Source organism: Paenibacillus nuruki, assembly GCF_001721045.1.
In the GTDB taxonomy this organism is placed as follows: Bacteria; Bacillota; Bacilli; order Paenibacillales; family Paenibacillaceae; genus Saccharibacillus; species Saccharibacillus nuruki.
Genome location: NZ_MDER01000039.1, coordinates 60,228 through 86,841, shown reverse-complemented (window position 1 = coordinate 86,841; position 26,614 = coordinate 60,228). Strand labels below are relative to the sequence as shown.

At 39.1% G+C, this 26,614-nt stretch carries 21 protein-coding genes; 5 read left to right on the top strand and 16 right to left on the bottom strand.

The genetic code is table 11. The annotated features are described in order from the left end of the window. Nucleotides 1-68 precede the first annotated feature (68 nt). The 15 genes from PTI45_RS11460 to PTI45_RS11390 all read right to left on the bottom strand — a co-directional run bounded on the left by PTI45_RS11460 (nucleotide 69) and on the right by PTI45_RS11390 (nucleotide 16,591). Nucleotides 69-2,981 carry a glycoside hydrolase family 3 protein gene (locus PTI45_RS11460; RefSeq protein ID WP_069327716.1) on the bottom strand — a complete coding sequence of 971 codons (2,913 nt, stop codon included), beginning with the start codon at nucleotides 2,979-2,981 and terminating at the stop codon, nucleotides 69-71. A gap of 233 nt (nucleotides 2,982-3,214) precedes the next feature. Further along, nucleotides 3,215-4,366 (bottom strand): toxic anion resistance protein, encoded by a 1,152-nt coding sequence (locus PTI45_RS11455; RefSeq protein ID WP_069327715.1) that lies wholly within the window; start codon nucleotides 4,364-4,366, stop codon nucleotides 3,215-3,217. A gap of 64 nt (nucleotides 4,367-4,430) precedes the next feature. After that, nucleotides 4,431-5,138 (bottom strand): hypothetical protein, encoded by a 708-nt coding sequence (locus PTI45_RS11450; RefSeq protein ID WP_069327714.1) that lies wholly within the window; start codon nucleotides 5,136-5,138, stop codon nucleotides 4,431-4,433. A gap of 74 nt (nucleotides 5,139-5,212) precedes the next feature. Beyond that, a complete protein-coding gene (locus PTI45_RS11445) occupies nucleotides 5,213-6,253 on the bottom strand; it encodes an ATP-grasp domain-containing protein (RefSeq protein ID WP_069327713.1) in 1,041 nt (346 codons plus the stop codon). Beyond that, on the bottom strand, nucleotides 6,243-7,073 hold the full coding sequence (locus PTI45_RS11440) for an HAD family hydrolase (RefSeq protein WP_069327712.1): 831 nt from the start codon (nucleotides 7,071-7,073) through the stop codon (nucleotides 6,243-6,245). Before PTI45_RS11440 ends, PTI45_RS11445 begins: the two co-directional genes overlap by 11 nt. Further along, on the bottom strand, nucleotides 7,070-8,221 hold the full coding sequence (locus PTI45_RS11435; protein WP_069327711.1) for a cysteine protease StiP family protein: 1,152 nt from the start codon (nucleotides 8,219-8,221) through the stop codon (nucleotides 7,070-7,072). Before PTI45_RS11435 ends, PTI45_RS11440 begins: the two co-directional genes overlap by 4 nt. Further along, nucleotides 8,208-9,644, bottom strand: coding sequence for a phosphoribosyltransferase family protein (locus tag PTI45_RS11430; protein ID WP_069327710.1), 1,437 nt, complete (start codon nucleotides 9,642-9,644; stop codon nucleotides 8,208-8,210). The genes PTI45_RS11435 and PTI45_RS11430 overlap by 14 nt, the downstream gene beginning before the upstream one ends. After that, the gene (locus PTI45_RS11425; protein WP_083243478.1) at nucleotides 9,586-10,794 is read right to left on the bottom strand and encodes an HpcH/HpaI aldolase/citrate lyase family protein; all 1,209 of its coding nucleotides are present in this window, start codon (nucleotides 10,792-10,794) and stop codon (nucleotides 9,586-9,588) included. The genes PTI45_RS11430 and PTI45_RS11425 overlap by 59 nt, the downstream gene beginning before the upstream one ends. A gap of 117 nt (nucleotides 10,795-10,911) precedes the next feature. Further along, nucleotides 10,912-11,643, bottom strand: a complete 732-nt coding sequence (locus tag PTI45_RS11420) for a TerC family protein (RefSeq protein ID WP_069327709.1) — start codon at nucleotides 11,641-11,643, stop codon at nucleotides 10,912-10,914. A gap of 135 nt (nucleotides 11,644-11,778) precedes the next feature. Further along, nucleotides 11,779-13,107, bottom strand: coding sequence for a TerD family protein (locus PTI45_RS11415; protein ID WP_069327708.1), 1,329 nt, complete (start codon nucleotides 13,105-13,107; stop codon nucleotides 11,779-11,781). Between the two features lie 154 nt (nucleotides 13,108-13,261). Next, a complete protein-coding gene (locus PTI45_RS11410; protein ID WP_069327707.1) occupies nucleotides 13,262-13,840 on the bottom strand; it encodes a TerD family protein in 579 nt (192 codons plus the stop codon). Between the two features lie 263 nt (nucleotides 13,841-14,103). Then, a complete protein-coding gene (locus PTI45_RS11405; RefSeq protein WP_069327706.1) occupies nucleotides 14,104-14,679 on the bottom strand; it encodes a TerD family protein in 576 nt (191 codons plus the stop codon). Nucleotides 14,680-14,740: 61 nt separating this feature from the next. Beyond that, on the bottom strand, nucleotides 14,741-15,340 hold the full coding sequence (locus PTI45_RS11400; protein ID WP_069327705.1) for a TerD family protein: 600 nt from the start codon (nucleotides 15,338-15,340) through the stop codon (nucleotides 14,741-14,743). A 97-nt stretch (nucleotides 15,341-15,437) separates the two neighbouring features. Beyond that, the gene (locus PTI45_RS11395) at nucleotides 15,438-15,884 is read right to left on the bottom strand and encodes a tellurite resistance TerB family protein (protein WP_069327704.1); all 447 of its coding nucleotides are present in this window, start codon (nucleotides 15,882-15,884) and stop codon (nucleotides 15,438-15,440) included. A 470-nt stretch (nucleotides 15,885-16,354) separates the two neighbouring features. After that, nucleotides 16,355-16,591 (bottom strand): hypothetical protein, encoded by a 237-nt coding sequence (locus PTI45_RS11390; protein ID WP_069327703.1) that lies wholly within the window; start codon nucleotides 16,589-16,591, stop codon nucleotides 16,355-16,357. Nucleotides 16,592-17,282: 691 nt separating this feature from the next. On the opposite strand from PTI45_RS11390, the gene PTI45_RS11385 reads away from it, so the two are divergent. The 5 genes from PTI45_RS11385 to PTI45_RS11365 all read left to right on the top strand — a co-directional run bounded on the left by PTI45_RS11385 (nucleotide 17,283) and on the right by PTI45_RS11365 (nucleotide 24,319). Further along, nucleotides 17,283-18,605 carry a helix-turn-helix domain-containing protein gene (locus PTI45_RS11385; RefSeq protein WP_069327702.1) on the top strand — a complete coding sequence of 441 codons (1,323 nt, stop codon included), beginning with the start codon at nucleotides 17,283-17,285 and terminating at the stop codon, nucleotides 18,603-18,605. Nucleotides 18,606-18,629: 24 nt separating this feature from the next. Beyond that, nucleotides 18,630-19,928 carry a hypothetical protein gene (locus PTI45_RS11380; protein ID WP_069327701.1) on the top strand — a complete coding sequence of 433 codons (1,299 nt, stop codon included), beginning with the start codon at nucleotides 18,630-18,632 and terminating at the stop codon, nucleotides 19,926-19,928. Nucleotides 19,929-19,958: 30 nt separating this feature from the next. Beyond that, the gene (locus PTI45_RS11375) at nucleotides 19,959-21,320 is read left to right on the top strand and encodes a transcriptional regulator (protein ID WP_069327700.1); all 1,362 of its coding nucleotides are present in this window, start codon (nucleotides 19,959-19,961) and stop codon (nucleotides 21,318-21,320) included. Nucleotides 21,321-21,380: 60 nt separating this feature from the next. Next, nucleotides 21,381-22,709 carry a hypothetical protein gene (locus PTI45_RS11370; RefSeq protein WP_069327699.1) on the top strand — a complete coding sequence of 443 codons (1,329 nt, stop codon included), beginning with the start codon at nucleotides 21,381-21,383 and terminating at the stop codon, nucleotides 22,707-22,709. Nucleotides 22,710-22,906: 197 nt separating this feature from the next. Then, nucleotides 22,907-24,319, top strand: coding sequence for a DNA-binding protein (locus tag PTI45_RS11365; protein ID WP_069327698.1), 1,413 nt, complete (start codon nucleotides 22,907-22,909; stop codon nucleotides 24,317-24,319). Nucleotides 24,320-24,572: 253 nt separating this feature from the next. Here PTI45_RS11365 and abc-f read toward each other — a convergent pair whose 3' ends face one another. Further along, nucleotides 24,573-26,489: a ribosomal protection-like ABC-F family protein gene (gene abc-f / locus PTI45_RS11360; protein WP_069327697.1), complete on the bottom strand. Its 1,917-nt coding sequence runs from the start codon at nucleotides 26,487-26,489 to the stop codon at nucleotides 24,573-24,575. Between the last annotated feature and the right edge of the window lie 125 nt (nucleotides 26,490-26,614).

The window sequence follows — 26,614 nt, the reverse complement described above, 5'->3', positions numbered from 1 at the left end:
TGAACTACCGATTTATCAATTTAATCAGATGCCACGTTAACTACTTGTGTCGATCATGGCTCACGATATTATTCAGAGGATGCTCCGAATTGGAATGTAGAGATGCGCACACCTTTTGAAAGTTTGAGGTAGACATCATGTTTTCCAGTCACACCTGTGATAGATGTCTGCTCTGTACTCCAATGCTGTTCTCCAGATGCACTCGCAAGCACAATAGCACCTACACTTGCTTGATCTACCTGATCCAATGCAATCTCTATCTTCGCTTGATCTTGGGTCGTCGCCATTCGAACCTCAACGTGTTCTACACCTGTACCAAAATCGACATCTTGAAAAAGTATCCATGCCTCATCTGTGATCGCTTCGATGACTGCTCCTCCTTCTTTGGATTCGCCCAGCTGTACATGATGATAGTTATCGTAATTCACAGCTTGTGTATTAACCGTGAGATCACGCGCAGGAATCACTTCTCCATTGACTTTGATACTCATCTGCTGAGCAATATCTGCTGAAGAACGTCCGATCATCAATGTATACGTACCTGCTTCTACACAATACAGATCACGTGTTACATCCCAGAATGATAGTTCTTTCACAGGTATCGTAAAATGCACGGTCTGTGATGTTCCAGCTGCTAGATGTATACGGCGGAAGGCTTGCAACGTTTTGATTGGACGCTTCACACGCGAATGATCAACATGTGTATACAATTGCACCACTTCTTCGCTACCCATAGCGCTGATATTTTTGACCTGTACCGATAATTCGATCACTTCGTCCACTTCTAATTCAGACGAGACCACTTGAATATCACTATATTGGAACGTCCCATACGTTAACCCATGACCGAACGGATACAATACATCTCCTTCAAAATACTGATATGTTCTACCTGTGCGGATAATATCATAATCTCGAATATCACTCAGTTGTTCTTCTGAACGATACCATGTCATATTCAGGCGACCTGCTGGAGCATAATCTCCGTATAATACATCAGCTACCGCATTTCCTAATTCTTGCCCTACATGAGATAAATAGATAATCGCAGGAATATGTTCTTCTACCCACTCCATCGCAAATGGATAACTTCCCACCACTACGACTACGGTATTAGGATTCGCTTTGTATACTTCTTGTACCATATGGAGTTGGGATGCCGCTAATTCTAAGCTTGGACGATCAATCTCTTCTTTACCATTAATCAATGGATTGTTGCCGATAAATACGATAGCTGTTTCTGCTTCTTTGGCTGCTGCGATTGCTTGCTCTAATCCATTTTCAACGATTATTTTTTCAAAAGAAGCATGTTCGTCTAGCGATTCCGGTGTGTCTATGATCGTTAATTGCCCGGAAGTCGGATTGACCGAAACGGTTTTACCATTCCAGGTTGTTATGGCTGTCGTTCCATTCGCTTGAGGTTGAAGTCCAAATACTTCTTTTACAAACCAACCGTACGCTTCATCAGCAGAAGCTGTCACGATGCCTTGATCATCATTGCTTGTCCAATATTTATGATTAGGAGCACGTAGCGTATAACTGCCGAATCCCCAATCAGACAATTCGAATACAGTCTGCTCTGTTGTAGACTCGCTAGCAGCACTGAGTACACCTGTAATCGGTTTGTTCGATTGAATATCATTAGGATTAGCTGATGTGACTGAAGCTGTTACAGACTCTTGTACAGGATCAGGTTGGATCGACAATGATGCTCCTGTTGCTGTCGACGTTAAAGTAATTCGATCATTACCATCTTGATATGATACTTTGCTATTCACTTTCTGTTGAATACCTTCAAGTGCAGTAACGGCATAAGGTAATGTACCAGAGTACCAATCACGATAGACTGCATTTCCCAGTTCACCGATCACAGCTACACTTCCAGTTGCTGTTTTGGATAATGGTAATGTCTGATTGTCATTTTTGAGGAGTACGATCGACTTACGTGAAGCTTCAAGGGATAATGCTTTGGCTTCTGCGGTCATCATAGCTTCTTCGCCGATATGAACATATGGATTCAATTCCGCAGGATCGAATTCACCAAGCAGAAAACGAACACGGAATGTGTTAAATAATGCTTGATCGATATCTTCAAATGTAAGCTGACCATTCGCCAAAGCTTCACGCAAAGCTGTTTTGGATAATTCAGGATCATCAGTAATACTATCTATTCCTGCTTTGACCGATTCGGCAACACCCGGGGTATGAGAGTCATAATAATGATGATCATTTTTGATACCCATCACATCGCCTGCATCGCTAACGATAAATCCGTCCATTCCCCATTCGCCTTTAACCACTTCATTCACCAGTGGATGTAAAATAGCTGGCGTTCCATTGATCGAATTATAAGCCGTCATCATCGACTTTGCTCCGCCTTCTACAAAAGGCTGTTCAAATGCTTTTAGATAATATTCACGCATATTCCGTGGATCGATACTGGAAGAACCACTGCCCCGTTCCACTTCATTATTATTGCCAAGAAAATGCTTTAACGTAGCTACAGCTTTGAGATATGTAGGATGATCTCCTTGAATACCTTGCACTAAATGACTGGTTAATTCTCCTGTTAACTTAGGATCTTCTCCATAAGCTTCTTCGTTACGTCCCCAACGTGGATCACGTTCCATATCTACCGTCGGTGCCCACAACGTTAGACCATTCACTTCTGGATTGCGTTTGTAGACTACACGCGCTTCATCTGAGATTACATTACCGATTTTTTTCATCAATTCAGCATCCCAAGTACAAGCTAATCCTGTAGGTTGCGGGAAAAAGGTAGCTTCACCTAGCCATGCGATTCCATGTGCCGCTTCTGTACCGTGTTTATATCCGCCTAGACCTAGACGTTCAACAGCAGGCTGATATTGCAACATGGATTCAATTTTTTCTTCATCGTTCAAGCGAGATACCAAATCGTGTACACGTGTATCAATATCTAGCGTATGATCTTGAAATGGGTGTTTCTGAGTCTGTTCCATATTATTATATCTCCTTTAAGTTTATCGTTATTTTATTGAATATTGGAAGGTTATTTCATTTTATTTTGTGTTTCTTTTCGTACCTCATTGTTATATTAAAACAAACTATTTCTAAAAGAAAGCCCTTACATACCAAATCACCCATGAGTAATTAGCGTAATAATTAGTGATGCCATACAAACAAAAAAAGAACAGTTTCCTCTATAAAGGGATACTGTTCTCAGTGACTTTTTTTATTTTAACAAATCAGATAATGGATCACGTGCAGGCGATGAAGCCGTATTGGAAGACGGTAATGAATTGGATGGAGAGCCTGTGATCGAAGCGATCGGATCTTTGTTAACATCTGCACTATCTAAGCCTAGACGCTTGGTCATCATATCGTTAATACCGGATAATTTGACCGTATAATCTTTACAGCTTGCAATAATATCACGGTTCGATTGTTCCGAGTTATCCAGTGCAGACATCAGATCATTGATCGCTTGATTGACTGAATCCAATGACATTGCAGGCTTTTTGAGTAGTTCAGCCGAACGTTCACTATTCACTTTGAGCATTTCAGCATTGCGCTTGAATTGATCTTCGATCGTCTGATTTACACTTTCTACTGCATTCGCTACACGTTCTTGATCTTCGATCGCCAGCGCAATCATCGCTGAAATTTTGATCAAGTTCGCGGCTTTGTAGACCGAATCATTGACCGAATCAATCAATTTGTCATTCGTATCATTCACAATATCGGTTGCAGCAATCGCTTGATTAAACAGCATAATATTTTCAGTCATGGATTGAATACGAGTGACCACTTTACGTAGACCCCGTTCTAAGTATACTTTGCGAGGAGCATTTTCAGGCTTCTGAATTTCAGCTTCAAATAAATCTTTAAGCTTGTTACCCATCTCAATCTTATATTGGAGTTGATAAATTTCTTCTAATGAATTGCGTTTGAGTGTACGCATACTGATCATATTTTCTTCCAGATTATCTTTACCATCTCGAAGTCCGATTACGATCGCGTCTACATTTGTTTTGACAGACTGGTATTTGTATACATAATTTTTGATAGGAGATTTACGCAACAATTTACCAAATAATCCTACGTTTTTACTTTGCTGTAATTCTTCACACTCGTTACGAAGCGATAGGATCAAGTTAGACACTTCTTTGGACTTGCCGCTCATAAGATCATTGACCGGACGGTCTAGCATCTGTAACGTCTGTCCTGCGCGCTCTTGCGTCTGCATACCGAGCTTACCCACTTCATCCATCAGTGTATCTAACTGCATCTGATCCGCTTGCGATACCCGCTGAATAATCATAGATGCTTCTTGCATGACTTTGTGTTCGTCTTCTTTTTTTAAAGTAATAGGTTGACTTGCCATAAGTTCTTCCTCCTTATTATCAATAAACATCTTCTTCATACTGAAATAGATATTGTACCGTCAATCAGGAGTAGCGTTGGTGAAGAAGTTCTGCCCTTGTCTGTAACTCCATCAAGTCTTTATGTTCTATCGTTTTGACGATATGTGTAATTCGGCTATCTACATCTCGAATACCATCGAGTAATACACGTCTATTTTTGGACTTGGCTTCACCACTGAGTCGCAAAAAGGGATTAATGATACTGTTTAAATCTTTCAGCACCAGTCGTTTTACCGTATGGTTGATCTCATCATTATGAAGCTCACCTAGCATCGGCAATACGCGTTGTAATCGTAAAAACAACGAACAGGACTTTTCAACAATCTCATTATCCAGATTGTCTTTCTGCCCTTCAGAGATGACCATATCTTCTAATACCGCTAAATATTCTAGCACCGGTTGAAAAATCGGCGGTACGGCTTCTTGTTCCACAACAGGTGTAGGGCTAGAGGAAGATAGACGATTGGCAGGACGTTCTTCTGTAAGGGTCGGCACAAGAGGTTGATCGGTTGTGAGCGTGTCTTGTACATGAACAGGTTCTGCGAGTGGTTTCTCTAGATTAGCGGTAGGATTACTGCTTAGCTTCGCCCAGACCACACCAGCTAACGTCCCTACAACCGGGAAGATTAATGTAATATAGTCTTCTGTAAACCAAAATCCTGCTAATATTCCTGCTAGATAACCTACGATACCACCTACGGTTGATTTACCAAACGTTTTCCAAAACGTCATTACGGTTCGCCTGCCTTTCGTCTAAAATCACAATGCGCTATTGAATAACATATCTAATAACATACGGTTTATAGTCAAGATTGTTCCAATTTACGAATTAATACAGGTTGCTCTACATAGCTCGCTAGAATACCAAACTCTGGATTCTGCTTTTCTACAGCATGACCTAATGCTAATTTGACAGCTAAATAAGGGAAGTCGACACCACTCAGACAGGAGATATGCAATCCACCAGACATACGAGGATTGATCTCTAACACTTTGGGAATATCGCCTTGGTACTTCAGTTGTAAATTATAATTATACGGAATCTTATAGAACTGCGCCACTTCCTCCGCAAGTCGAATCAATTCCGGTACATTTTCAAGTAAACGTGCACGTCCGCCATCGGCTTTGCGGCGAGGGACAGCCGCTAACAATTCTCCTGTTGGAGAAGCCAGACAATCGATACTATATTCATGCCCTTCTAGTACTTCCATAACCATAAGCTCAGGGAAAGACTCAATAGAAGATAAGATCTGAACCGTTTGCTCATACGAAATATTAACATTAGGAACGTCTAGCAATTCCTCTAAAGCATTATAATTCGGTTGAATAACGCGGAATCCCAGTCCACCTTCTGAACGAGTAGGCTTAAAGCATACCCCTAGTCCTTTGCTAGTCAAATCATCATACGCTTGCTTGAATTCTGCCACATTATGCACTAGATGATATTCAGGCACAACCATCAGACCATTCTGCTCGACTGAACGATAAAAGTTACCTTTATCTTCGATCACATCCAGTAGTTCTAGATTCGTACAAGCTACTACTTTGACACCAATCGCTTCAAAAGACGCAATCGCTCTCACAATATTGATCATCCGCCAGCGTGGAACAAAGACATCGATCTTATGACGCTTACAGAAATCCAGACAATACGCTACGTACTCATCACCCGGTAGCGCCGGTTCGATCTCTGTATAATCACAAGCTTGAAACGAAACATGTTCTGCATCCCGATGTGTACCGTAAATTTCAAATTCCAGTCCATCCGGGTTATGACGAATATTATTCATATAATGATATCCGACAGCAAACCAACGATTGAACCAGACCCGTACTTTATGACTCATAGCTGACTTTCCCTTCTGTATCTAATGTAGCCACTACATATTGCAGAATCTCATCTGCGGCAAAAATGCCTGCTTTAGATGTAAACGAATAATGACGAAGTGCAGGCTCAGCTACCGATTCACGATACAATTCACCATGAGCAGGAGCGATCGAATAGTCTGCAATATCCAGTAAGCCACGATCCAAAATCGAATCGCCTGAAGCAATTACTTTCGAAGCGCCTACTCGTTGCTTCACTTCAGTAATCGCCCGATTTTTACTGACTGGAAAAGGAACCAGATACACTTTGCGTCCTTGCACCGACATCCCCCAGCCTAACGATTCTAATTGCGGTTGAAGAGCAAGCACAGTATCCAGTGGCATCAGCTCACGATCCACCACAATAGAATAAAATGTACTTTCCCAGAAATGTTCAGCTACGATCCAGCTGGGATCAGATACGCTATGGAATATAGCTAATGCTTCTGCCGCAGGAGCCGACTTGGCATACACATCTGCCAGAATCTGCTCGTGCCATGCTTGATCAACCACTCCATTGACTAGAATATTTGCTCCATTACTGGTAATCGCATATTGAGGAATTACGTTATTTTGAAAAATATGAATACGTGCATATTGATCGAGTGTACGAGTCGTGACCGGGACAAAAGTGATCTGCTGAGCTACACGTTGCAATTGTTGAAGAGTTGCTATGGAAATATAAGAAATAATCCGTTCTTTGTACGTCTCCGCAGGTTGCATCACCGATAGATCGACATCCATTCCCATCGAGCGTACCGAATAGATTAACGTCTGATCCAGATCACTAGCATAGATCATTCGCTTTCCCCCTGCCTTGGCTTAATAATGCCACAGCAAGAATACGTTAGATTCGGATAGACTTCGACAGGCACACCACGATCTTGAGCCAACAGCAAAATATGACGCAGATTCGGATTGTCTTCACGATCAACAAGAATTTTCCACGGTACACGACGTAATAAGACACGTGTCGTCTCTCCTACGCCCGGTTTCACTAGATTGATATCTTCGATCCCATACTGATCTTGAATCGACCGAATATCACTTAGCCCTTGCCATGTAATCGGTTCAGGCGTATCAAGCAATTGTTGCGCTTGTTTTTTGGCTTCTTCAGCGATAGCAGGGAAATAAGAAGATACCTGATCGACAAATACATTGGATAGATCGCTATCTAACCATTCTTTATAAAATTTAGCACCGTGAAAATCATGTTCACCAATCAGATCGTCACGTAGTACCGTTCTACTCATCAATCCAGATACGGTCGAGTTCAGACAAGCACTTGGAATCAAAAAGTCTTCGCGTGTGCCATACGTATCCGAGCAGAAGCCTGGATCAGCCAGTACAGCGAGATCATCATTCAGACGAACACCGTAATCTTTTTCAAATTGATCACAAGCCTGAATCAATACCTGACGGATCGCGCCCTTACCTGTCCAACCATCTACAAATTGTAATTCTTGCTCTGCGCCATGTTGTTGGAAAATATATTTCAGCGCATTTTCGTCGATCCCTTTACCGCGAATAATAGAGATACTGTAATGCGGAACATCCAATCCATATTGTTGCATCAAATAGCGCTTCATCAAGATACCAATAGGCGTACCTGCTCTAGCAAGCGAAGCTAGAACCAGTTTTTGACCACGTTTATGCAAAATCAGTTCACTCACTACACCCGCAGCCAAAGCTACTTTTTCAGCCGATTCGGCTAACGTTTCATGAAATAACTGAATATATTCAGGAGTTGGTTGATATTCTACAGGTAACATTTCCGAATAGTGTGTTCCCGTCTGGATCGCTTCTTCACGTTCCTCGGTACCACGCTCTAAATTTACATTACTTAAATCTTTCAATAGGAAAATCACATCGGATGGACTGTAGCTTCCAAGAGGTTCTGGATGTGGTAAGGGGAATGCTAGCAATTGCTCTTGTTTATGTTCGGTCATGATCTATCCCTTTCTCTTGCACCATTTGAGGACCACAGATCACGATATGAATCTGCTGGAACAGCTTGGAGCGTAATACATCGATTAATGGTTGGATACGTTCTTGAGGGACATCGCGTTCTAGAAAGACAAACACATCATCATAATGCCCTTCCGGAATGTTATATACAAAGTTGGTTACACTACTATCTTCGGGAGAGGGGAAGGTATCTCCTGTCTGAATACTATAATGCGGCATGAGTGAACGATAAATCGGACTACGTGTTGTGGAATGGAACTTAATGCCATCGCCCATTTCACTACTGATTCGCATCGGAATATACATAAATTCTTCGGTTCCCAGACATAATGTCCGTTGACCGGTTCTGTGCTCAACAAGTGATTGTGCAGCTTTTTCTATACTGATGGTGTTGCATAGATTATCATGTGCACCGATACCGAATCGTCCTGTACCTGTCATCAATGAAGCACGATTCTGATGACCCTGTCCATCAATAGAGGCATATCCTTCTTGCTGTGCAAACAGATGATCCAAATAAATCATATCTACCGGAATATCTGCTAATTGCTCATGCAGTGTCATCGGATCATGAGTCAGACTTGGTTGTCCATCCACCGTAATCTGTCCTTTGATCAATGATAGCACTGTAATCGTAATATTCAGTTCTTGTTCTAGATCAGCAAATCGCTGAACATGAGCATCTTCTCGCCAATCCAGTAACGAAGCAACATAATACGTATCACGTGGATATTCAGCATGAATTTCCCGAATAATATTAAGGGCTGTTTTGCCTGTCGTAATCTCATCGTCTACCAAAATAATCGGATCGTTGCCTGTAATCATACCTTCCGATTGGGCATAACAGCGATGAGCTGTTGCATGAGAATGTTCTTCTTCAAATGTAATTACCGAGGATAGACCGGCTATATCATGCCGTGTCGTATGTACATACTGAGCTCCCCGATCAAACACTTGATACATACTATGACCTAACGCTGTCGCTGTCTCAGCAAAGCCAATAAACGATACAGGCGCAGGTAAAACAAGCTTTAGGTTCATCAATTCATGATAGGCTTCTGCCAAGCCTTCACCGGATGACATCGCTTGTAGAATACGAGGAAGTAACGCTGTTATCTTCGGATCAGATTGTTCCCGCATATCATTGTAAAGTAACAATGATAGAACTGCTCCACTCAGCAATGACAAATAAGGATCAACCGCCAGATGTTTGCCTAATACTTTGCTGACAAATAAAAACGAGCGCTTAGGATTAATACGTGCTGCCATCGTAAATAAGTGATCTAACTCTAATTGAAAAGGATTATGTTGCACTTCTACGTTTACCGTTAAGTCTTTTAGAATCTTATACGTATATACGTTGTTCTTGCTCTGAGAGAAGAGAGATGAAATGTTGTTGTTCATGTAGCACCCCATAAATTTGTGATCTTGCTATAATTTTTTGCGCCCAATTTAAATGAGGTTTGATTTCATTCATTTTGTTAGCATAGCCGCTTTTGAATACTCCAAGTTCGCCATTGTTGTTACGAATAATACTTTCCGCATCTTCAAATTCTTCGCGGGTCACTGTATATAGTGATTGTACCAGACCAATATGCGTTGGATGAATAATCGTTTTGCCTATAATTCCATTTTCTTTATCCATAATGACTTCGCGAATCAATCCATCCACATGACGATTAATATACTCTTTCCGTAACTTACGTCCATCATCACCAAGCGCTTCTTCAAAAGGCGATTGACGCAACATCGGTTTGAGTACACGTTCACCATTGGCAAAGTATTCCCATACCGGCCCTGAAATTACATATGGCGAATCCATGCGACCGAATAAGTTAATAATATCAGACATACAGTCACGAATAGGCGCAATATCATAAATTGTCATATCTGGACTACGACGTAATCCGAATAAACTGGAGAAATCAGTCGCACCAATCCGTACATTCAGTACATACGGTTTGTACGTATCTAATATTTTTTTGATCGCTAATAAATGTTCGACCCGACTTTCACGGTAGATCACAGCAGCTGTCTCCAAGATAGGCAGTCCGTACAATACAGGAGCATAAATATCTTTCTCCTGATTATAACGTGCGATCGCTTGAAAATATTGCAATCCTTGTTCAGGATCGAATTTGGGTAACATAAAGCCTGTGATCAACTTCATCATTTCGCCTAACTGGTCGATCATTCGCTCTAATTGCCCAATACTGCGTACACGAATAAATAACAAAGGTAACCGATCTCTATGCACCTGTTCTTGCTGTAATTGGATATACAGTTGTGTCAGTTGTTGTACTAATAATTCTTCAGCCATTGCTACCTGATGATCTCCAACAGCATCTTCTAGATCAAGTACCCATGAAGTCAATCCTTGATGCCGCTCTGTCAAAATATCTCTAGCAATTGTGGGACGTGTTGCAGGACAATATAGTGCTGCGCCTACGGCATACGCCAATAGTTCCTGTTCGGAAGAGTTATTATAATGAATCGGTGCTGAATAGAACAATTCCTGTTCTTCTTCAAGCGATAAATAATTAAAGTAACGCATAAGTCTCCTCCTTTGTTGCACCGAAACTTGAGCTTGTTAAGCCGCCGTATAATAAATAAATCCCTCCTATTGTGCAGGCAGGAGGGATCATCCAATCTGTTGTAGCAGCAATCCTGATTAAGACTGTTCTTTTTTACGACGAATCGAACTGATGACCATCGTTCCTACAAACACCACAATAAGAATTGCAAAAAACAACACTTGAGAAATTTCAAAACCAAATGCGCCTACAATCATTTTGACTGCAATAATCGCAATTAAAATAAAAGCGGTTTTTTCAAGTTCAGGGAACTTATTAATCAGTTTCAAGAACAATTGAGCAACGCCACGCATCATCAAGATACCAATAATACCGCCCAGGAATAGTACCCAGACTTCATTACTGATACCAAAAGCAGCCACGACGCTATCAATACTGAATGCAATATCCATCATTTCAACCATTAATACGGTTTTCCAGAAAGACATTGGCTTGTTCTGTACTTCGTCTTCGTCTCCGCCTTTGAATAATCCTTTGTACGCAATATAGAACAGATACAATCCGCCAATGACTTTGACTGCTGTAAATGTAACCAGATACGTTCCAAGACCAATCGCCAGAAAGCGGAAAAGATAGGCTCCGAGAATACCATAGAACAAAGCCTTTTTCTGCTGTTTCGGTGGCAAATGTCTGACCATAACGGCTAACACAAGCGCATTGTCAGCGGACAATAATCCTTCTAATAGTACAAGACTTGCAATAACTCCCCAGCTCACTGGATCGGATAGAGTTGCAGCAATCTCACTCCATGAGAAGAAGTGACCGTAGTTATCAGCAATACTTTGAAAAAAATTACTGAACCAGTCCATACATCGTCCTCCATATACACTTCGTGTGTTAAGCGTGATGTCCACATTCTAATTATTTTAGAGGTGTATCAACACTTGTAATACCGATTTGTGTAAATTCTGTGTATGTTCATTATCATCATCTATAGCGATAGCCTAATCTTTGCTACCGGCTTTCCAGCGCATGCCCCAATTGAAAGCACGATCCATATCCGAATGACCTTTGAAATACTGAACCAACTTTTCGATACTAAAAGTTTCATTACCCACATTTTGTATCATTGCAATCGCACACATCGGACTGCGATTATCTGCCTCGTCTAGACGCACAATAATATCAGGGCCATTTTGTTGAGAAATAGTTACGACACCATCGGCATCTGTCCAACGTGTAATACCTTCATAGATAAAAGAAAAGACCAGAATACGCTTGATTTCGGATATTTTGTTACCGTTAATCCGCATATTTTCGCCACCTGCTATAGCACCTGTTCGATCATCACCGTCTAGCGCTACAAAAGGCCAATTTGTCAAAGAACCAAAAGAATTACCGAGCGCTTGAACTACACCTTTATCACCATCTTGTAATTCATACAAGCAACCTAGATCCAGATCGACTCCTGAACTACGTTTGAATAATCCTTTTTTCTCCTGACGATTCCAGTTCAGATTGATCAGTAATTCCCCGAGGGTACCACCCGATTTTTTCTGAAGATTAATCACATCGCCTTTTTTCTTAAGCTCAATCTTGGATAGATTTAAGTTTACTGAAGGCGTAGGAGCTGGTGTTGGCGCTGGAGGAGCAGGAGGTGGAGTCGATGGTCGATTAAGATTCATCGGCTTCGCCGGTATTGGAGCTGGTGCAGGAGGCGGCGGTGGTGGCGAAACAGGCTTAGGAGGTACTGGTGGTGTTGGTGGCGGTGTGGGAGCAGGTGTATCTTCTACCTCAACACCATAACTACCACATAATTCTTTAAGTCCACCAAAATAACCTGCTCCTACTGCTGCGAATTTCCATTCTGTCTGATAACGATAGAGTTCCCCTACCACAATCGCAGTTTCGGATGAAAATTGGGAATCGATATCATAGCGAAAAATCTCTGCACCTGTCGCTTCATTGGTACAACGTAAGTACGTACGATTCACCTGACTAAAATTTTCTGTCGGTTTATCGCTATTGTAAATGGTCAGCGTTACCGCAATTTTTTGAATATCTTGCGGAATCGCTCCTACATTTACTTTAAATTGACGAGCATCGCTGCCTGTCGCATTTTCAACATAAGTAATAAAAGAATTGCCCGGGTTACCATAAAAAATAAGATCATTATCACTTTTCACTTTTCCATTTTGTTGAAGCAAAAAAGCAGAAGTATCTAATTCTAATGAAGCAGGTGCTTCCCAACCCAGCGAAATAATAAGCTGTTGAAGCCCTGGTGTTGTTTTGGTTATGTCTGTTTTTTGTCCTTTAACAATAGCTACACTCATAATTGTTTAACCCCGTAATTTATGACGTAAATGGTCCATTGTTCTTTCCTATTTTAGCATTAAATGCTAGTGACGAGTTAAAAAAAATAGGGCAGGAAACCCACCCTATTCATATATAGTTCATGCTTTTGCCTTATTTGTTGAGACAACAGGATTATACTGGTAATCCGTAGTTCTGACACAATGCTGCCAGTCCACCTGAGAATCCACTACCGATCGCTTGGAACTTCCAATCTGTTGCTTGGCGGTAGAACTCACAGAACACTACTGCTGTTTCTGTAGAGAATTCTTCACCTAGATCAAAGCGCAAAATTTCACTATTGTTATCTTCATTGACTACCCGTACAAAAGCAGCACTTACCTGTCCAAAATTCTGTCCACGTGCGTCAGCATCATGAATCGTAACGGTAATTCCGATACGCGAAATGCTAGCAGGCACTTTACTGAAATCGACAACGATCTGCTCATCATCCCCGTCACCTTCACCTGTTCGGTTATCTCCGGTATGCGTAACAGCACCATTGTAGGTCGTTAGATTATTGTAGAATACAAAATCCGTTTCTGTTTTGGCTTTGCCATCTTCATGCAATAAAAATGCCGAAGCGTCCAAGTCAAAATCGCTACCACCGCTATATTTATTCGTGTCCCAGCCCAGACCTACCACAACACGTGTTAGTCCTGGATTTGTTTTCGTAAGGTCGATCCGTTGCCCCTTGGATAAATTAATGGTCATCCTCTGTTCACTCCTTACCATCACTGTAATGTCATACTACGTATGAGACTGAAACAAAACGGAGCTATGCGCTCCGCCTCGTTGACAGCTTATTTAAAAGATAGAAAATGTTACAATATTTTGCTTTGCAAAAATCATTTTCTCATTGCACTTGGTCGCGTTTTTACTGCCAAACGCTGGAAGTAAGATATTTTGCTTTGCAAAAATCATTTTCTCATTGCACTTGGTCGCGTTTTTACTGCCAAACGCTAGATACCAAAGGTTTATTGTAAGCCGTAGTCGCGTGTCAATCCTGCAAGACCATCTTTGTAGCCGTTACCGATTGCGTTAAATTTCCACTCTGCGCCATGACGGTACAATTCACCAACAACTACACCTGCTTCGATAGAGAAATCTTCTCCAAGATCAAAGCGGATCAATTCTTCGTTGTTATCATCGTTTACGATACGAACGTAAGCGTTAGATACTTGACCGAAGTTTTGGTTACGAGCTGCTGCTTCATAGATTGTGATTGTAAATGCAATTTTGTCTACATCAGCAGGTACGTTCGGGATGTCTACTTTAATTTGCTCATCGTCGCCATCGCCTGCGCCTGTACGGTTGTCGCCTGTATGTACGACAGAACCATTTTCATTTTGAGGATTATTGAAGAAAATAAAGTTTTTCTCGCTAGATACTTTACCTTCAGTATTCGCACAAAATACAGATACGTCCAAATCGAACTCTCCGCCGCCATCATATTTATTTGTATCCCAACCAAGACCTACAGTGATCTTAGCCAATCCTGGATTACTTTTCGTTAAATCTACTTTTTGTCCTTTAGATAAGTTAATTCCCATGTTCAATTCCTTCTTTCCATGTGTATGATTTGGAGTTGCTGTTGAAGATAACGCTTACTGATTACGAATATTGGCGAGCCAAAATATCGATATGTGCGGCCTGTTTTCCTTGACCGATTGCGTTGAATTTCCATTCTGCTCCGTTACGGTAAATTTCACCCGTAATCAATGCTGTCATACCGGAATAATCATCCGTCAGATTAAAGCGAACCAATTCCTGTTGATTCTGTCCATTCATAATACGAATATAAGCAGACGAAATCATACCGAAATCTTGTTTGCGTTGCTCTGCTTGATAAATATTAACCACAACGAGCACTTTATTCACATCAGCAGGTACTTTAGAAAGATCGATATGGATTTGCTCATCGTCTCCTGCACCTTCACCAGTTAGGTTATCGCCGCTGTGTTTGACAGAACCACAACCGCTCGTCAAGTTATGAAAGCAGACCAAGTTGGTAGCTTTGGTCAATTTATCATTTGCATCCAACAGAATCGCTGAAGCATCACAGTCGATATCTGCTTTTGCTTTTTTCATACCGAAGAATCCTTTAGATTGCGTTTCTGCGGGATCCCAACCCAAACCAACCACCAGTTGATTCAGACCGCTATTGCCTTTGGTTAAATCAATTTTTTGACCTTTGACTAAGCTGATACTCATAAAATGATATGACCTCCTTTGTAATACTGATATGTAATACTGTTATTACCGGAGAATCGTTTCAACTTTTTTGAAACTGCCTTCATTCTTACCCGACTTACAGTCCAAATTCAGAAGCATTCAAGCCAAGAACTGTCGCGATTTCGCGTACAACCGCTTGCTCTTGAGGATCAAAGTCACCATCAGCTGAACCGATTGCACTACATACACCAATCAACAATCGACCTTCTTCAGGTTTGCTTTTGAATTTACTGATCGCTTTAAGCGCTTCTTGCTTACCGATAATCGCATCAAATTCAAAATTTTCTACATAATGATTAAAGCGAGCAATCACCAAGCTCATATCAAACACTTTCAATTGCTCATTGCGTCCGATATAACCTGCCATTTTTTGCTTTTCATCTGCGCTGATATTACCATCTGCTGCCGCTACAAGAGCACAACCTGCTACGATCGCTTCTAAAAAGTCCTTATTTTTGAACTTTTTCATCTGATCATTCAAGTTGCTTTTCGTACTGTTTAACCATGATTTGAATGCACTCATATCGATCACCTCCTATTTATCATAAACCAATTTGAAGCAGACCTCTAGTTTTGCAAATCTACAGTATTTATAGAAACCACTGTGCCTCTATATTTTCCCACAAGTTATCAAAAAAACCAAATTTCCCTTTTGAGTTTGTCAGTTGATCTCAGCAAAGAAATAGTCTCTTCTCTCATAATAAGCCACAGCTCTCTTACTGAAACAAAAAGCACCTTAATCCGGTATATTTCCGAGATCAAGATGCTCTTTATCATTTAGCTATTTATCTGTTCTAGATTGACGCTGCACAGTTCTACGTGGGGCGCATCACCGGGCAGAATAACGTATCTCCTTGTTACTCTTGCCACCGAGTATGACACATGTTTTTAAAACAGTGCTTTTTGGTTTTTTGTAAACAACGATTTATTTTAACTTTTCCATAGTATAGGAAGAAAGGTAGGTTCATTTATAGTGTGAAGAAAGAATAGAAGTTAGAGTAGTCGCTTAATGTGCACGATGATTCGTATTGAATGTGTCGCCAAAAAATAACTAGAAATCATATCACCAATCGTTAATACGATGACTGCAATAACAGCAGATCCTATGGCTTCGTAGACACTGACATGAATACCATACATCCACACTAAAAAGATAATCATCGCCGGGATCAGATTCCAAATCATTTTCTTTTTAACACAATCGGTAAACGCTATGCTGACTCTGTTCATTCATAAGCCTCCATGTTAGATATAAAATAACAGCTTATAGAATATACCACAAAAATATCCATTTAAAACCATTTTAGAAGATATGTTTTGGAAATATTTTGAAATTCAACAAAACAGTCATTAAACGCCAGAAAAGAGCGTGATCTGTAGGCGATCATGCTCTTTTCTGGTCTTCTCTATTCATTTAGGGAATGTTTAGGTGTTCTATGATATCAACTAATTTACTACTTATGTGGTATGTTGCTACAGAATTCTTCGGACTCACTACGTTTACTTGCTAGAGTATTTCTATTTATTTCCATATTTCTATAGGACAGCTATTTACATCTACAAGCTACTTTACTAATGTTATTTCTAGCGTGCTTATGAGCTTAGGGTATATAGGATTGTAGTGAGATCCTGTCAGCCAACATTTGTACTTCTACGTGTCCGTTTATAGGTCAGTAGTGAAGTAACTTGTATCCTTATTATTACAGGAGTTTTCAAAAAACGGATTCTTTTATTTTGTAATCACAACCTTTTTTTGTAATCCGTGAGTGTTTATTCCCAAATTCTATAGGTCAATAGAACCCTTATACTAAGTTACTAAAAAAGGTACTCTGACATTTTAAGTAACTTATAGAATAATAAAAACTATCATTTTCTGGAATCGTAAAAGGAATATTGTATTTTTCGGAGGTGCTTACCGTTTATGAGCACACTGGATACAGTACGCTCTCATATTGAGCAAGAACTGCAAGACAAACAAATCAATTTAACGCAGTTTGAAAAAATATCAGGGATTAACCGTGGCGTATTGAGTGCAACACTCAATAGCAACCCACCTCGATCAATATCGATCAACCAGCTAGATCGTATGGCAGCCGCTCTCGATCGACCGGAAGGCTGGTTATATGAGCAATATGTAGAAGAATGTTTTGTAGATCAAAAAGTAAACTGGAGACGCATTCGTGCTTTACTCCTCCGTTGTATTCAATTAAATCGAAACGTTTTGATTCAGCGGACTTTATATTTGTTAATGGAAGATTACCGTTATGTGCCACATGTTTTTGAATTGGCTGAGGAACTAGTGATTCAAGGACAATTAGATAATAGTGTGCCTTTTTATACATGCGTTATCGAGAACGAACGTCAGCAACATGCGGAGCGTCTGGCAATCAGTCATTATCGACTGTTTCGTGCTCAGTTAAGTGAGGATATTGAACGGAATAAATCAGCAGTGACTTTGTTCTATCCTTATCGTGATCGTATTCCAGATCACTTGAGATTAGATGCATTGCTGCAAATGGCAAATGTATATTACACCGTGCAAGAATGGGATCTGATGGAACAAGTAACCGATGAGATGAGTGTATTGGTTCATCGAGTATATGAGGAAGAATGTACAAAAATGGATCAGCAAAGTCAGAATTATGTCCCTCTGTCAACCGAAAGACATTTGGTTGTTTATTATGGGCAAAGTTATTTATTGAAGTCTATTTTTATGGAATACACAGGAAAATATAAAGAAGGATTAAAATATATTGATCAGTATATTGATCTTAGTGAGTTTAAATATTTAGATACTGTTGGTAAGCATGAAGTACAAAAATTCAAAGTTATCGGTCAGGCTAACCAATATAATTTAAGGCTTTTACTAGGAGAAATAAACTGCTTATATGAATATGCTGATTTTATAGAATCTTATCCTACCGAATGGCTCCCTAGCCTATTGATTATTCTGACAGCTGCTAATGAACATAATATTATAATCAATGATATTTTAGAACGTTTTTCTATTAAAATTTCTACTGAAGTTACATTCCAGCGTGGTTACTATAATGAATTTACTCACAATGCAATGTTTACAGATTTTTGCTATCAATTAGCTCTTTACCAAATCAAAAATAGAAGAAATATTAAAGAATTGAAAAATACATTGAATACATTTGATATGTCATTACGTAGATACAATATGAGCCGTACGATGGACTATACGTCTTTACTACAACTTTTTATTCGTTCGATGCCTTAATACAACAGTCAAGAGGTGAGCTGTATGGACAACCGAATAGCCTTATGTACGGAGTTAGAAAATGAGATTTCCCGACAAGGTTATTCTCTTAGTCGTTTCAGTCAAATTTCTGGAATCAATCGTGGCATTTTAAGTGCCACATTGAATGGAAACCCTCCCAAACCGATGTCGATTAATCAGTTAGATACAATGAATACTGCTTTGGGCAAGCCAGAAGGTTGGCTGTATGAGCTGTTTGTAGAACAATGCTTTGACGAACAAGGTAAAACGAATTGGCGACGTGTGAGCGCACTCCTATTCCGTTGTATTGAACTGAATCGAAACGTTTTGATTGATCGTATTTTGTGCTTGTTGCTTGAAGACATATCCTATCTTAATCACGTTTTTGAATTGGCTGAAGAACTCATTGTAGATAATCCGAGTGACAGTGTTATGCAGTTGTATGAATGTGTCGTGAGTAATGAGCGCAACTACCAAGCAGAACGGCTGGCGATCAGTCATTATCGTATTTTCCGCTATTCGATTAAACGCGATATTAAACAGAACTTTATAGCGGCTGTGACTTTCCAAGCTTTCTGTGATCGTCTGCCTTCTTATATGCAATTAGATGCTTGGTTGCAGTTGGCAAATGTGTACTATACCGCTAACGAATGGTTACTGATGGAAAAGTGCGGAGATGCTTTAATCGAATTATCCAATCGACTTTATAAAGAAAAGAAATACCATAATCTCAAAAGTGAGCGTTCTTTCGTTGTTTACTATGGACAAGGGTATCTTATGAAGTCCACATTTTATCAAAAAGTAGGACAATATGAAGAATCAACAACATATATTAGGAAATACAGTGATCTGAGTTGGTTAGACGATCTGGATGAGTGCGGACAACAAGAAGTAGAACACTTCAAAATATTTGCTCAAGGCAACAGCTACTGTACCGAGTTATATAAAGGGAATTTTAGTGTACTGGATAGTTATGTTGCCTTTTTGGAAAACTATCCGAAGGAAACGATTCCGGGGTTGCTGACGATTCTAAGTACTGCAAATCAATACAATATTGTGGTTGATCATATTATCGAAAAATTCCATGAGCATATTACAACGAACTTATATATGGATCATTCAGCGAAAAGAAAATCTGTGGCAGACAATCAGTATACAAATATGTGTTACCAGTTAGCTGTCTATCAATCGAGACATGCGAGTCAGTCTACTAAACTTCAAAATACGATTAAACGCTTTGATACATCATTACGTAAATGCAATATGAATCTCAATTTAAACTATACTTCTTTACTCCAAAATGTCATTCGTTCCATGCCTTAACATATACCCTACTACATCGAGGTGATCTGCATGAAGCATCGAATAACCCTAATTACTGAACTTGAGTCCGAAATGCATAAGCAGGGTTATTCGCTTAGTCATTTTAGTAAGGTTTCTGGAATCAATCGTGGTATTTTGAGTGCTACGTTGAACGGAAACCCTCCCAAAATCATGTCGATCACTCAATTAGATGCTATGGCTAAAGCTCTGGGCAAACCGGAAAGCTGGCTATACGAATTATTTGTAGAACAATGCTTTTCAGAAGAAAATAAAGCGAATTGGCGACGTGTTCGTACACTTCTACTCCGTTGCATCGAACTCAATCGTGATGATCTAATCGGTGATATTTTAAACTCATTGATGGAAGATCCTGCCCATGTCGCTCATGTATTTGATCTCGCAGAAGAATTAGTAGAGCAAAATCAAGCCATTGTGGCGATGCCTTTTTATGAATGTGTGATCGAGAATGAGCGTAATTATCATTCTGAGCGGTTAGCCATCAGTCATTATCGACTATTTAGAGCAAGAACCAGTCCGATTATCGAAAATAATCTTAGACTGGCTATGGTTTTTCATCCTTTTCGTAATCGCTTACCCGATCATTTGAGACTGGAAGCTTTACTACAACTCTCCAATATCTATTACACTATTCAGGATTGGGATATGGTTATAAACTGTGCCAATGAATTGAATGTGTTATCTAATATTATCTACGCCCAAGAATGTAAAAGAAGAAAAAAGAACTTACCTGTTACAACGGTTCTTTTAGAAAGACCACTGGTGACTTATTATGCACAAAGCCATCTTATGAAATTTGTGGCGTTAGAACATATGGAAAAGTACGATGAAGCTCGACCTTATTTGAAAAAGTTTGCCGATTTGAGCTGGTTTGAAGGTTTAGATGACATCGGAAAAGAAGATGTCGAAAAATTTAAATTATATGCTGTATTCAATGAATTGAATTTAGATTTATTAACGGGGAATACAGATAAATTAGTTGATTATGTTGAATTACTAAAAGCTCATCCCGGTGAAGCATTGCCTAGTTTAGTGATCATTTCAAAAGCAGCCAATAAATATAATATGAATATTGATGATATTCTTGCTGATTATGACGACATTATTTATCCAAATGATATTTTAGATTATATTCATCATGGTAAATTTTTAAGGGATCATTATAAAGATATTCCGATTGGAATTAGCCGTTATATCAACATTTACTACCAACTGGCTCTGTATCAATGCAATCGTAATGTCTATGATGAAAAGCTCGAAAAAATTCTAATTGCCCTAGAAACATCAGTCGAAAAGTATAACCGTGGACGTATTATAGATTGTCTGGCATTATTCAAAAAGTTGCGTGAAATGCCTAGAGAACATAAAGAATAATCTATCTATTGTGCTAACTATTTAACTTCATTTGTCTGACATACCACAGAGGTGAAATCAATGAATTATCGGACAACTTTACGTGATGAACTGGAAAAAGAGATTAATCTTCAAGGACATTCTCTTAGCCATTTTAGTCAGATATCTGGTATCAATCGAGGCATACTAAGCGCCACCTTGAACGGTAATCCTCCCAAACCCATATCGATCAAGCAGTTAGATCAAATGACTCAGGCATTAGGAAAAAAAGAGGGCTGGTTATATGAGCAATTTATGAATGAATGTTTCGAAGATGGTAAAGCCAACTGGCGACGTGTTCGGTCTTTGCTGGTTCGTTGTGTAGAGTTAAAAAAGCACATATTAATTGTACAAACATTAAATGGCTTAATGGAAGATGTTTCATATATTACGCCAATATTTGAATTCGCAGAAAGTTTAACTCAAGAGGAAGAAATATTAGCAGCTTTCCCTTTCTATAAATGCGTTATAGAAAACGAACGCCAATCTCATAGCGAAAGAATGGCCATAAGTCATTATCGTATATTTAGAGCATCCATTAATAAAAATATTGAAAATAATTTACTTTTGGCTATACAGTTTAGTCCCTACCGCAATAAACTTCCTGTAGAGCTAACCATAGATGCTTTATTACAACTAATTATTATTTGTTATGGTACTCAAGATTGGGTATTAGGTGAGCAATATGCTGATGAATTGATTGCACTAATAAAAATAATAATTAAAGAGCAAAAAGAGAAAAACATGTTCAATTCAATAAACACTCCACTTCCTTTAGTCTATTATTATGCTCATTCATATTCTATGAAATTTGTTGTAAAAGAGTACACCGAGCAATATGATGAGGCACTTCTTTGTATCGATGAATTTGCTGATTTGAGTGGCTTCCCAGGATTAGATGAAGCAGGGCTTTTCGAAGTAGAACGATTTAAGCTTTTTGCTATTTTTAATAAACATAATATCGAATTGCTACAAGGCAATTTTTCAAGACTAGATCAATACATTGAGTTAACTGAGCAACATCCCAAAGAAATATTAGCAAGCTTGCATATGGCAATCAAAGCAGCAAATATTCACGATTATAATGTTAATCATGTAATTGATAAGTTTAGTGAAATTATTTATCCTAACGATATTATTCAATACATTAATCAAGATACTGAATATACAGAACAAACAGGAGTTAGTCGTTATATCAATCTTTACTATCAATTGGCACTTTACCAATCTAATAAAGGAAAGTATGATGATAAGCTTGAAAAGATTCTGCTTGCTCTAGAATCGACTGTTACTAAATATAATAAAAGCAGAATATTAGATTGTCTTGAACTGTTTAAAAAACTTCGACTGATTTCTAAAAATGGAAATTAAGTTACCCCTAAGACATAGAAACCATGACTTTCCTTGCATGGTAACTATGTCTTTTGTGATTCCTAAATTTTGAAGATTTGATTAAAAGTAATTGACCCCCGTTCAAAGCGTAATGTATAATGTAATAAATTTGAATTTCATGGGCTTACTGGGGCGCAACAACGGGAAACTTTCAACATAAAGGGGTGTGTTCGGTTATGATTACCAACACCACAACCATACGGCTTGAGATTGAAAAAGGAATTCGACAAAAAGGTCATTCATTAAGCAGCTTCGGTAAACAGGCTGGAATCAACCGTGGTATCATCAGCGGGATCTTGAATGGTAATCCTCCAAAATCGATTTCTATTCGGCAGTTAGACTTGATGGCAGAAGCTTTGGGTCATGCAGAAGGCTGGATGTATGAGTATTATGTGGACGAATGTTTTATTAATGAAAAAGCAGACTGGCGTCGGATCAAGGCATTTTTATTGCGTTGTACAGAGATTGGCAGATATGATTGTATCAAAGAAGTTCTTGATCGTTTGATGGAGGATTTGAACAATACGATATCAATCTTTGGATTGGCTGAAGAATTGTATGCTGAAGGTAAGGTACAAGAGTCGTTGCCCTTTTATGAGTGCGTAATTGAGAATGAAAAGCATCAGCATTCTGAAAGATTAGCTATTGCACATTATCGAGTTTTTAGAGCTTCGATTGGTGATAACACAGAGAAGAACTTTAGAGCAGCTATACGTTTTGAGACATTTCGTGATCGACTGCCAGAAAATTTCATGCTAGATGGTCTTTTAGCATTATCAAATATTTATTATGTGCTACAAGATTGGAATATCGTGGAAAAATGTGCTGATGAGTTAATATCTATTATACAAACTATTTACAAAAATGAAGAAAAGAAAATGGAAGAAAGCAATAATTATATTGCTTTGGATACAGAAAGACCATTAGTATTTTATTATGGACAATCTTATCTTATTAAAGGAGTAGCATTAGAACACAAAGGCAGGTATGAAGAATCCAAAACATATATTCATAAATATATGGATTTAAGTTGGTTTAAAGGATTAGATGCTGATGGAAAAGAAGAAATTAAAAGGTTATCTCATTATGCAACTGCGAATATGTACCTAGTTGAAGTATTAATGGGAAATACAGATGTTTTACCTGCCTATGTGAATTTCTTAGAAAATCATCCTGCTGAAATCTTACCCGCAATGTTTATTATCTTAAAAGCTGCTAATATGCATGGATTTGATGTAGATAATCTTCTGGTTAAATTTGAACGTTATTTGGAATATGATGAATCTTCAGAAAACCATTATAGTAAAGTAGCTGTCATTAACAGATATGTCAATTTTCATTATCAATTAGCTATATATTCTGCTAAAAAGAACTTGTATAGTGATTGCATTAGTAATCTATTGAAAAGTTTAAATTTAGCAATCAAAATATCAAGTAAAAATAAAATTCTAGATGTTATAGCCTTTATAGAACAAATTAAAGCTTTTGCATCAGAGACTCAATTACTTGAGTATGAGTCCCTTTTAAAAGGAGTTGGTACGGATGAAAAAATCTATGATTTTGCTAACTTTATTTTTAGGGCTAATTAATGTTATTGCTCTAATTTCAGATTTGCGAATGCCTATCCAAGTTTTAGAACATGGAATAGGCATAAAAAAATAATTATTTAAAGGAGAGTTTATTAATGAAAAAAATTCTATGCACACTTACTTTATGCTTGGGTCTATCTGGTCTCATTTTTACTTCTTTACCCGCTTCTACTGGTTCAATTACAACTTTGGAACATGGAATGGGTTAATACAAAATAAAAAAAGGAACCTCTTTAAAAGAGGTTCCTTTTTTTTATAATCCCATCCAATTTTCGTAATATTGTTCTAACTTATTCTCGATTTCGCTTTCTCTTATTTTAATTTCTAGCAATTCTTTTTCATTCTGATAATACTCTAGCAAAAATTTTTGCTTGATTTCCAATAATTCACTCTCTAATTTAAGAATATATTCCTCTATTTGATCTTTTTTATCCATTGATTCTATACTTTCAATCACTTTTGAAATTTGACTATTCCTGTTGTCCTTCTTAGATAATGTTTTAATTTCATGATTTGATACCAAGAAATTATTAATTTTCTTCTCCTGCCACTCTCGCCAATCCTCATAATTCCCCAAATTCACACTCAACACTCCACCATCCAGACTCCAAATTTGACCGGCAATTCGATTGATAAAATAGCGATCATGGGATACCGTCAAGATCGTTCCTGGAAATTCTTCTAATGCTTCTTCCAGTGCTTCTCTGGCGGAAATATCCAGATGGTTGGTTGGTTCATCCAGAATCAGCAGATTCGGGCGTTCGTGCATCAGGATGGCTAGACGGAGACGGCTCCATTCGCCACCCGATAGACCGGAGACTTTTTTGAACACGTCTGATCCGTAAAATAAGAACTTCGCTAACTGTCCTCTGGCTTCGCCTTCTTCCATCTTCGCCGCTAGCTTGAACCATTGCAGTACTGTTTCTCCCAGATCAGGTGGAGCGGCTTCTTGCGCCAGATAGCCGACTTCAGCACGTGAGCCGAGTGACAATGTTCCTGCATCGATTGATTCTTGTTGCAGTATCATACGTAATAAGGTCGTTTTGCCTGCACCATTGCCACCGATAATCGCGGCATTTTCCCCATATCGTAATAGAGCCGAGGCTTGGTTTAACAAGACTTTATCTCCATAGCGTTTATTCACTCGATCCAGTACTAATACACGATCACCAGAACGATCTTTCTGTCTCAAATCCAGTTCAATCTGTGCACGATCCATAATTGGACGTTTAACCTTTTCCATACGATCTAATGCTTTCTGCATCGAAGCGGCTTTGCGGTGGAACGATGGGTTAGGCGGATTAGAACGATTCCCCCATTCGATCAGACGTTTGATCGACTCTTTGATGCGTTTAATTTCTTTTTGCTGATCTTTGTAATCTTCGAATTGTCTGACCAGACGGCGCTGTTTCTCATCTCGATATGCCGAATAGCTCATCGGATACGTGGTAGCTTCTCCGTCCTCTAGTTCTAAAATTTGATGGACTACTTTATCTAAAAAATAACGATCATGCGAAATCACGACTACCGTTGCTGTCGATTGACTGATAAATTGTTCTAACCAGACGACTGCATCCATATCTAGATGGTTGGTCGGCTCATCTAAAAGCAGTACATCTGGATCGGTGAGTAATAGTGTGGCCAGACCGACTTTGGTCTTTTCTCCACCGGATAGTCCTTCGAACGACCGATCGTAATGCTCAGCAGGAATCCCTAGACCATTTGCGATTCGATCGATTCGAGCAGACATTTCATACCCGCCTCCACGCTCAAAGGTATCCAGTGCTTCTCCATACTGCTGAAGTATCCGTTGCATCTGTTCTTCTCCCAGATGTTCGTCTGACATCTGTATACTTAGTTGCTCCATTCGTTCTTGCAATTGGGTCAGATGAATAAAGCTTTCTTGCAGAACTTCTAAGATCGTTATATCTGGAGCATAGACAGGCATCTGTTGCAGATAACCCACTCTAGCACCTTTTTGGATATGGACTTCTCCTTGAAACGGTTTGTCTTGACCGGATAAAATGCGAAACAGCGTTGTTTTGCCTGCCCCATTCATTCCGATCAGACCGACTTTGTGACCACTGTGAATTTCAAAAGTAACATTCGTTAACACATGCTCGGCACCATAATATTGTTGAACCTGCTGACAGGCGATCATAATAGACATATTGTTCATTCTCCTCTGAGTATATAAAGTAGAGGGAAATGCGCTTCTGCCTTGCGATCTGATCTGTGCGCATAGGGTAAAGAACACAAAAAAGCCGCAGGGAAATGTCCCTGCGACTTCTCTGT